This window comes from Actinospica durhamensis, from assembly GCF_018139695.1.
Lineage (GTDB): Bacteria > Actinomycetota > Actinomycetes > Streptomycetales > Catenulisporaceae > Actinospica > Actinospica durhamensis.
In genome coordinates this window covers 1-9,335 of sequence record NZ_JAGSOG010000308.1, presented here as the reverse complement: position 1 = coordinate 9,335, position 9,335 = coordinate 1, and the positions used below count along the sequence as shown (strand labels likewise).

Genomic DNA, 9,335 nt, shown 5'->3' with positions numbered 1-9,335 from the left:
TGGCGCTGGCGTGCGGCGGGGTGGCTTCGATCGTGGTCGGGCTCTCGCCGGAGCCGGCGGACGGGGGGACCTCGCTGCGGCATCTGTTCTCCACCGCGATCGGGTTCACGCTGCTCGCGCTGTTCCCGATACTGGCCGCCGTGCGAGGGCTCGCGCCCAACTGGACGCTCAGGCCGACCACCGGGCGGGTGCTGACGGTGCTGATGGCGGGCGGCGCCGCGTGGTTCCTGGTCGAGCTGCACGGACACGGCGTCGCAGGGCTCGCCGAACGTATCCTGACCGCGGCCCAGACGACCTGGCCGCTCGTCATCGTGGCGGCATGTCTGGCGGAGTCGGTCGAGGTCGCGGCCACGCGCGCGCCGGTCGGCGCCACCGAACGCTACGACGGCGGCGACGGTGGGCGATGACCAGAGGGGTATCAAGGGTGGCATGACGCGTAATCGGTACGTGGACCTGCTCCGGGTCCTGGCCATCGGCGGAGTGGTCTACGGCCACTGGCTGCTGGTCTCGGTCATCTATCAGGGCGGCCAACTGTCCGGTGCGGACGCGGTGGACTACGTCGAGTGGGGCCGCTGGGTGACCTGGGCCTTCCAGGTGATGCCGGTCTTCTTCCTCGTCGGCGGCTACGTCAACAGCCTGTCGTGGGAGGCGCACCGGGCCCGCGGCCAGAGCTGGACCTGGTGGGTGCGCGAGCGGGCCGTGCGGCTGCTGTGGCCGACGGCGGTGTACCTGGTGTTCGCGCTCATCGCGGTCTCGATCGCGCGGCTGGCCGGGGTCCCGAGGTCCGAACTCGCCGAAGTGGGCTGGCTCGCCGCCCTGCACCTGTGGTTCCTGCCCGTCTACATGCTGGTGATCGCGCTCACGCCGGCGATGACGGCGGCGCACCGGCGCTGGGGGCTCGCGGTTCCGCTGGTCATGGCCGCGGGCGCGGCGCTGGTGGACGTCGGGATACACGGCTTTCACCTGCACCTGCTCGGCTACGCCAACTACCTGCTGGTGTGGGGCGCCATCCATCAGTGGGGTTTCGCCTGGCGCGACGGGCGGCTGACCTCGCCGCGGTGGCACCTGTGGGTCATGTCGGGCGCCGGAGCCGTGCTGCTCGCCGCGTTCGTGGTGACGCGCGCGTTCCAGGTCGACATGGTCGGGTCCGGCAACACCAATCCGCCCTCGATCGCACTGCTCGCCTTCGCGGCGGCGCAGACCGGGCTCGTCATCGTCGCGGAGCCCTGGGTCACGGGTCTGCTGGCCACGCCGAAGCGGTGGCGGCTGGTACACCGGTTGAACAGCCTCGTGATGAACGTCTACCTCTGGCACTTCGTCCCGGTGGTCGTCGTCGCGCTCGCCTTCTACACCACCGGGGTGATCGCGCAGCCGGGCATCGGCTCGGGCGAGTGGTTCGTGCTGCGGCTGGTCTGGTTCGCCCTGCTCACGGCGGTGTTCGTGCCGCTGGTCGCGCTCGTCACGTGGGCCGAACAGCCGATGCGGCGCCTGCCGGCCGGGCAGGGACGCTCGGGCAGCTGGTCCTCGCCGCTGCTGCTGCTCGGCCTGTTCGCCTCCTCGGAGGGGTTGGCCCGCCTGGCCATCAGCGGATTCGCGCCGGACGGGCGCTGGCCCACCGCCGCACTGGCCGGCTTCGTGATCGGGATGGCCGCGATCTTCTTCGCCGGGAGCACCCCGAGCGAGAGCTCCCTGCTGACGGCGGAGAGCGTGTCGTGACGTCACGCCAGGGCACGTCACGCCAGGGCGCGGCGTGACGCGGCGACGATCGTGAGCATGGCCAGTCCCGCGACGGCGAAGGCGATGCGCGCGCCGGCGGCGTCGGCCAGGCCCCCGATGGCGAGGCCGGTGATCGGGCTGGCACCCGGCAGGGCCATGACCCAGGCGCCCATCACCCGGCCGCGCATCTCCGAGGCGGCCCGCAGTTGGACGAAGGTGTTGGCGCGCGCGATCATCCAGATCGAGCAGAACCCGACCAGGGCCATGCCGAGGTAGAGCAGCACCGGGTCCGGCGCGTACGCCGTGGCCATGGTCGCGACGCCGGTGGCGGCGGCGAGAAAGGCCACCTGACGGCTGGTCGGCTCGCCACCCCGGGCCGCGATCAGCGCGCCCGGCAGTGCGCCGAGGCCGAAGACGGACAGCAGCGCGCCGTACCCTCCGCCGCCGAGGTGGAAGACCCGGTCGGCGAGCAGCGGGAACATGAGTCCGGAGTTGAACAAGATCCCCGAGGCCGCGGCGATGAGCAGGCAGGAGCGGATCGCGGGTACGGACCAGGCGTAGCGCAGCCCGGCCCGCGTCGCACCGCGGCGGGAGGTCCGAGCCGCCGTCGAGGCCTGCGCTACGCGGGACGACTGGTGCTGTGCGGCGTCGGCGGCGTCTTCAGCGTCGTTGTCGGCTTGGCGGTGGGGGCGCAGGGCGAGCAGCACGGCGAGCGGGGCGAGGAAGGATGCCGCGTTGACCAGGACGCAGGCGCCCGGACCGCCGACCGTCAGCATCAGCCCGCCGAGCGCCGGGCCGAGGACGCGGGAGGTGTTGAGGATCACCTCGTAGAGGCTGACGGCTCCGGCGAGGCGCCCGCGGCCGACGAGGTCGAGCACGTAGACCTGCCGCGCGGGTCCGTCCAAGGCGTTGACCAGGCCGCTGGTCGCGGACAGGGCCAGGATCGACCAGTACGCCGCGTTGTGGGTCTCGATCAGCGCGTAGAAGCACAGGCTCAGCGCGGTCAGCGTGCTCTGCGTGGCGATCAGGACCCTGCGCCGGTCGAGCCGGTCGATCAGCGCGCCGCACCACGCCCCGGCCAGCAGACTCGGCAGCATCGTCACGCCGGAGAGCGCGGCGAGGGCCAGGGCGCTCCCGGTCATCTGCAGCACCAGCCAGGACGCGGCCACCGCCTGCGTCATCCCGCCCGAGGCGGACAGGATCTGCGTGACGAACCACCAGCGGAACGGCCGGAACGTGAGCGCGGCGAACGGAGAGGCCGCCCGGGGCGGGTGGTCCGGGTGGTCCGGGCGGCCCTCGGTAGTCGAGATCGAGGCGGTGGTCGCGCTGTCGGTGGTGGACATCTATTCTCCTGGAACTGGGAAAATGAGCTCCCTGTATCAGGGCGCAGTCGCAGCATAACCGCCGAGAACTGCTTGCGCAGCACCGGATTGCGTGCTCTTATTTATCCTGGAACCGTGAAAATCGGGAACTGCGAAAATCAGGAACCGTGGAAATCAGGGCCGGGGAACGGCCCGGGACGGACCGGAGGGGCGATGGACGCGACGCTGCGGGTGCGCAACGCGGTGGAGACCTGCGACGGGATCACCAGGGCCGAGCTCGCCGCCGACCTCGGGCTGCCGCTCGGCACCGTGACGGCGGCGGTCTCCGGACTGCTGCGTGGGGGCGTCCTGGTCGAGCGGGCCACACGGTCTGCCGGGCAGAGCCGGGCCGGCCGACCCGCCACCGTCCTGGTCTCCGCGGGCCGGCAGCGTCTGGTCGGCACGGTCATCTGGTCGCACGGCCTGCTACGCGCGGCGGTCGCGACGTACGGGGGCTCGATCCTCGCGCGCCGGGAGTTCGCCATCGTCGAGGAGAACTCAGACCTCGACGTGCTCGAGCCCGCGTGGCAGTTTTTGGGGGAGAGCGGCGAAGGCCCGCTCGACCGCGTCGTGCTCGGCGTCGCCGCACCGTACCAGCGCGGCGTCGGACTGCCGCCCGGCCGACTGCCCGCCCCCGGACGCGGTGCACGGGGCAACGAAGACCGCACAGCACCCGAAGATCCGACCGTACGCTTCGGATTCGCACCTTGGCTCGCGCCCGACCCGGCAGCCGTGCTCTCCCGCCGCCTCGGCGTGCCGGTCGACGTGGAGAACGACGCGAACCTCGGCGCGCTCGGCGAGGCCCATCACGGTGCGGGACGCGGCCATCGAGACCAGATATACCTGAAACTGGGGGAACGCAGCGTCGGCGCCGGTCTGCTGCTCAACGGCGCGCTCTACCGCGGCGCGTCGGGCTTCGCCGGCGAGATCGCCCATCTCCACGTCGACGACCAGGGCCCGCTGTGCCCCTGCGGCGCCCGCGGCTGCCTCTCCTCGCGCACCCGCAGACCCCTGCTCGAACTGATGGAGCACGCCTACGACAGGCCCCTGACGTTCCCGGAGGTGCTGAGCCTCGCGGACGCCGACGAGCCCGCCCCCGCCCGAGTCCTGCGTGAACTCGGCCGCGCCCTCGGCCGCCCCCTGGCCGACCTGTGCACGTTCCTCAACCCGGGCCTGCTCGTCCTCGACGCCACTCTCGGCGGCGCCGGCCGACACGTGCTGAGCGGCATCGCCGAACAGGTCGAACTCTTCTGCGCCCCGGCCGTGGAGGCGGGTCTCACCCTCGTGAACGGCAGCCTCGGATCGGACGCGGAGATCCTCGGTGCGGTGCACCTCGCGCGGACTGAGGCGATGAGCGCGGTGGCGGAGGTCGTGGCTTCGTGAGTCGGCGGGCTACCTTTCCACAGCCAAGCGTAGGACTGGCGAGTTGGACCGATCCTCGAGAATTGCCGCCCGGACCACTAACAGTGCGATTGCGCTGAGCACGACGAGTAAGAAGATCAAGGCCAGTGCTACGCCTGCGGGCTGCATGACTGCGATGAACGCGTACAAACATGCGATGGGACTCAAACCGAGGGTGCCCAAAGCCCTCAGCCTCGATCCACCGACGAGCATCACGACGTCGCGTTCCGTGGGGTGGCCCCAATGACACAAGATGCCTTCTGGCCTGGCAGAATGGAGGTTCTCTAGGTCTTCATTCATCCAGTGTCGGAAGGCATCTCGCGGATGCAATCTTCTCATGCCGCGCCGGTTGTGTCGGCGTCGTTCTCCGAGCCGAACCTGATCACGGCGGCGGGGTTGGTGCCGCTGATACGGCTCGCCGAACGGTGCGAACTGGCCACCCTGATACGCCGGCACGTCGATCTCGGCGTGACGACCGGGGCGAACCCGGCGGGCAAGACGATGAGTCTGGTCGCGGCGATGTGCGCGGGTGCGGACAGCATCGACGACGCGGACCTGCTGCGCGCCGGAGGCCTTCACCGGCTCTTCGACGGGATCTACGCCCCGTCCACGCTCGGGTCCTTCCTGCGTTCGTTCACCCACGGCCATGTCCGCCAGCTCCAAGCTGCCGCCCGCAGGTTCACCGCGAACCTGATCGGGCATGCGGGGCTCGTCCCGGCCGGGGAGCCGGTGGTGTTCCTGGACATCGACTCGAAGGTCAAGCAGGTCTACGGCCCGGCGAAGCAGGGCGCGTCGTTCGGGTACACGCACGTGCGGGGCCTGCACTTCCAGATCGTGACCGCCTCCACGCCCTCCTCCCGCCCGGTGATCGTCGCAACGAGGCTGCGCAGGGGATCCGCGGGCTCTGGCAAGGGCGCAGCCAGCCTGGTCGCCGAGGCGATCCGCGCACTGCGCGAGGCCGGGGTCACCGCGGTAATCGTGGTGCGCGCCGACTCGGCGTTCTTCTCCGCGAGGCTCGTCAAGGCGGTCCGCGACGGCGGGGCCCTGTTCTCGATCACCGTGGGCAACACACAGCGGATCCGCGCCGCCATCAGCCAGATTCCCGAGACCTCGTGGCGCCCGATCAAGTACCGCGACGCGGTGTGGGACCAGGACGAGCACCGCTGGGTCTCCGAGGCCGAGATCGCCGAGATCCGCTACACCGCTTTCGCCTCCAAGGCCAAGGGCCTGCAGGCCACCGCGCGCCTGATCGTGCGGCGCGTCAAACGCCTGAACCCGGCCGCCGTGCCCGAGGGCCAGGGCGAACTGTTCGCCGCGCACCGCCACCACGCCCTGCTGACCGACAGCCCGCACACCATCACCCAGGCCGAACCCGACCACCGCCGCCACGCGGTGATTGAGCAGGTCTTCTCCGACCTCGAAGACGGGCCACTCGGACACCTGCCCTCCGGCAGGTTCCAAGCCAACGCCGCGTGGCTGACCCTGGCCGCGATCTCCTACAACCTCACCCGCGCCGCCGCCACCCTCGCTGACCGCTTCCACGCGAAGGCGACCGGCGCGACGATCCGCAGGAATCTGATCAACATCCCCGCCAGAATCGCCACCTCAGCCAGGCGATTGCACCTCCACCTGCCCGAACACTGGCCGTGGAACCCCGGATTCCTCACCCTGTGGACGCGCACCGGACACCGGCCGATCCTGACCTGAACGCAGGAGCCACCCCGCCCGCCACGACCCAGGAACCCAGGAGAACCCGCCCGGACGGCCACCCGGCGATCACCCCTGCCCGCAAAGCCGCCCCACCGACCGAAACGACAGAAAATCAGCGCTCTGCAATCAGCTCGGTGGATCGAGGCTCAGCCTGTCGCCATCACGGTCGCTCCAGGTTTCCCACAGGTACACTGCGCCGAGAAGCCCGAAACCTAGGGAGTCAAGGAGATGCTCGTCGGCAAATGCGGCCCAGACCATGGAGAACCAGCCCAACACAATTACGCCGAGGGCCGTCCAATCGAGCCACAGCGGCCCCCAGGGATTTCCCAACAGGTGCCATGGTGCGGCACGGACCGCGGCGTAGCCGCAGAACGCGATGAACAGAGCCAGGCCCGACCACGTATGCCAACTCCGATTGACCGCGTAGCGGGCGCGTTCGTCGGCGTGTTCCCATTGGTCTCGGGTAAGAAATCGGCCTGCGTGGAAAAGTGCTTCCAGAACGGCCGACAGTTGCAGCTCGCTCATCGCCAAGAGCAAGTGCTTATGGCGTTCTGGCATACCGGCCAGCACCAACGTGTCGACGGCAGACCTGTATGACTCGGGGGGCTGCCCGGGCGTGAAAGTGCGCCTCATCCGTCGTGCGTAGCCCCCCGTCGATATACCCTCCTTCTCGAGTTCTTCCTCGATCCGCTGCTCATCCAGCGTTACCGGCTCGCTGGGCACAAGCGTCAATGCCCTGGCCAGCATCCAATTCCAAAGCGCCGCGTTACCGGCCGCCACCGGTTCGTCGGTCTCCTGGAGCACCTCGATGACGCGGGCCGAGACTCTGGCGAACCCCTCGCCGAGGAGCGCATACCGGTTCGAGACCCATGCGTACTTCGCATTGAGCGGAGCCGCGTTCATCTCCTCGAAGGTCGCACGCAGCTCCGGTAACGCCAGAAGTTCGCCGACGTGCAGCGCCACCCTGGGCTGGAGCGAAGGCGGAGCCGTCCAGAGAAGTGCGACGGCGCTGCGCGTCGAGGACGGCGTGCGGATGGCAGACAGGGCCGTCAACGCGAGCTCGGAGCCGGCCGCGATCCGTTCGGACAGCGCCGACACCGCCAAGTCGCCCATCTCGCTCAGCGCTCGGTAGATCGACTGGTCGTCCTGGTCGAAGCCCATACACAGCGCGCGGGCGGCCTTCGCCGTGTTCGTTGCCGCCAGAGCTCTGATGGCGACCTCGCGCAGTGTGGGTATGGACCCGCGCAAGTCCTGACAGAGCACGGCGAACAGCTTCGTGCCGATCGGGCGGGTGTCGGCGGCGACGAATCCGAAGGCGGCCAACACCTCCGGTTCGGAACGTCCCCGGAACCGGTTGGCGATGGTGTCGACCAGTGCCTCGTCGATTGTTTTTGCATCGGCGAGGCACTGAAAGGCCAGCAACGGATCCAGAGCGTAGATCGACCTGACGAACTCCGTACGATCGGTGTCGGATATCCCGCACCACAGCCGCACCGTCTCGCGCCAGGTGTCCGGGTCTCGCTCGTAGCGCGTGAGGATGCCGTCTTCGTCGGTGGCGAGACGTTCGGCGGCCATGAATTCCTGCAGGGTCAGGTGGGCGAACTGGTAGCGGTCGCCGCCGTCGACTTCCAGCAGCAGGCCGGTGCGCTCGACGATGTCTTCGATGATGCTCGGGGCGTCCTCGACCGGCCTGCCGTCGTTGAGCAGGCTTTTGCGCGCGCTCGCCAGCACCTGGTCCGCCGGGAGCGCGAGGCGGTCGTGCGCGCGGGAGGGTACGTCCTGCGCGGCGAGGGCCAGGTCTCGCAGGACCCGGCGCTTGATCGCGTAGGGGTAGGCCGTGGGGCGGGAGCGGTCCTTGAGTAGGGCCTCGGTGACCTCGTCGTAGAACGCGACGCGGGTGTGCGGCAGGGCCTGGCCGGACTCGGCGTAGTCGCTGCTGTAGAGGAACGCGATCAGAGTGAGCAGGAACGGGTTCTTCGCGAGCGCCATCAGTTGCGGGGCGTTGTGCAGTTCGCGCATGAGGCGCTCGACGGTGTCGTCCGCCAGGGTCTCGCGTTGCCGGTGCTGCTGATGTGTCTTCGTGCCGGCGACGATTTCGGCCCAGGCCTTGGCCCAGCCGTGCAGGAATCGGCGGATCTGGAACTCGCTGAAGCCCTCGACCTGGAGGGTCTGGTCGACCACGTCGCCGAGCTGGTTGTCGTAAACCGCGGTCCGGCAGGTGACCACGATGTAGCCCTCGTAGTTGCGCGCGAAGTCGGTGATCTTGTTGATCACGGCCGGACGCAGGGCCGTGGCCACCTCGTCGAGCCCGTCGAGGTAGACGGCCAGACGGTTCTTGCGCAGCGCGCCCTGCACCCACTTGCCGGCGTTGGGGAAGCCGCGGCGGTCCATCGTGTCGCTGATCAGGGAACTGAGCTGCTGCTTGTCCGGGTCGAAGCGGTTGAGCTCCACCAGCACCGGGATGTGGGTGAGATTGCGCACCTTGATCCGGGTGCGGCGCCACTCGCGGCCGGCCCAGCGCGAGGTGCGCACTTCCCGGTGGGCGTCGGCCCACTTGAACACCTGCTGCCGCAGCGACATGGACTTGCCCGCGCCGGGGACGCCCAGCACGACGGTCCGTTTCTTCTTCTCGTCCTGCAGGGAGACCGCGACGTCGCGTGCGGCGCCACGGTCCAGGACGTCGAACGTCACGGCGCTCAGCGGGGTGTAGACCGTGCGCATCGGCATGTTCAGGTTGCGTGCGCCGGGCAGTACGGCGTGGAAGTGCTCGAACTCCGCGTGCAGCTTTTTGATGTACGTGCGCAACGCGGTGCGCGCCAGCCAGGTCGAGGCCAGCCGGGCGTAGACGGCCCGGCCGATCGTCTTCGCGAGCGCGGACGCGTTCTTGCGCATGGCGGCGACGCCCAGTCCGATCGCCACGCCCACCCAGATGCCGAACTTGTGCACCAGTTCCCCCACGGTGCCTCCTCCTCGCAAGGAATCCCGCAAGGAATATAGCCGCCGTGGGGAGCTGGGGTGTCAGGAACCCAGGAAGCTGAGACGCACGGTCCGGTCCGGGTTGTCGCGGTTGGTGTCCACCAGCACGACGGACTGCCAGGTGCCGAGTTCGAGGCGGCCGGCGATGACGGGGAGGGTGGCGTGCGGGGG

Annotated in this window: 7 protein-coding genes; 4 read left to right on the top strand and 3 right to left on the bottom strand. The window is 69.5% G+C overall.

All coding sequences use genetic code 11. The features are described 5' to 3' along the window. Both KDL01_RS35415 and KDL01_RS35410 read left to right on the top strand, forming a co-directional pair. Positions 1-407, top strand: a 407-nt coding sequence (locus KDL01_RS35415) for a DUF998 domain-containing protein (protein WP_212533067.1), incomplete at its 5' end; no start/stop codon positions are given. A gap of 22 nt (positions 408-429) precedes the next feature. Continuing rightward, complete coding sequence (locus tag KDL01_RS35410; RefSeq protein ID WP_212533066.1) at positions 430-1,716, top strand: acyltransferase family protein; 1,287 nt, start codon at positions 430-432, stop codon at positions 1,714-1,716. A 17-nt stretch (positions 1,717-1,733) separates the two neighbouring features. On the opposite strand, the gene KDL01_RS35405 is transcribed toward KDL01_RS35410, so the two are convergent. Then, positions 1,734-3,059: an MFS transporter gene (locus KDL01_RS35405; protein ID WP_212533065.1), complete on the bottom strand. Its 1,326-nt coding sequence runs from the start codon at positions 3,057-3,059 to the stop codon at positions 1,734-1,736. Positions 3,060-3,251: 192 nt separating this feature from the next. Here KDL01_RS35405 and KDL01_RS35400 point away from each other — a divergent pair, with 192 nt between their 5' ends. Beyond that, on the top strand, positions 3,252-4,460 hold the full coding sequence (locus tag KDL01_RS35400) for an ROK family protein (protein WP_212533064.1): 1,209 nt from the start codon (positions 3,252-3,254) through the stop codon (positions 4,458-4,460). A gap of 342 nt (positions 4,461-4,802) precedes the next feature. Next, positions 4,803-6,185: an IS1380 family transposase gene (locus tag KDL01_RS35395; protein WP_212533063.1), complete on the top strand. Its 1,383-nt coding sequence runs from the start codon at positions 4,803-4,805 to the stop codon at positions 6,183-6,185. A 129-nt stretch (positions 6,186-6,314) separates the two neighbouring features. Here KDL01_RS35395 and KDL01_RS35390 read toward each other — a convergent pair whose 3' ends face one another. Both KDL01_RS35390 and KDL01_RS45645 read right to left on the bottom strand, forming a co-directional pair. Then, positions 6,315-9,146 carry an NACHT domain-containing protein gene (locus KDL01_RS35390; protein WP_212533062.1) on the bottom strand — a complete coding sequence of 944 codons (2,832 nt, stop codon included), beginning with the start codon at positions 9,144-9,146 and terminating at the stop codon, positions 6,315-6,317. 60 nt (positions 9,147-9,206) lie between these two features. Further along, the coding region (locus tag KDL01_RS45645) for a YjbQ family protein (protein ID WP_212533068.1) at positions 9,207-9,335 on the bottom strand (129 nt) is incomplete at its 5' end.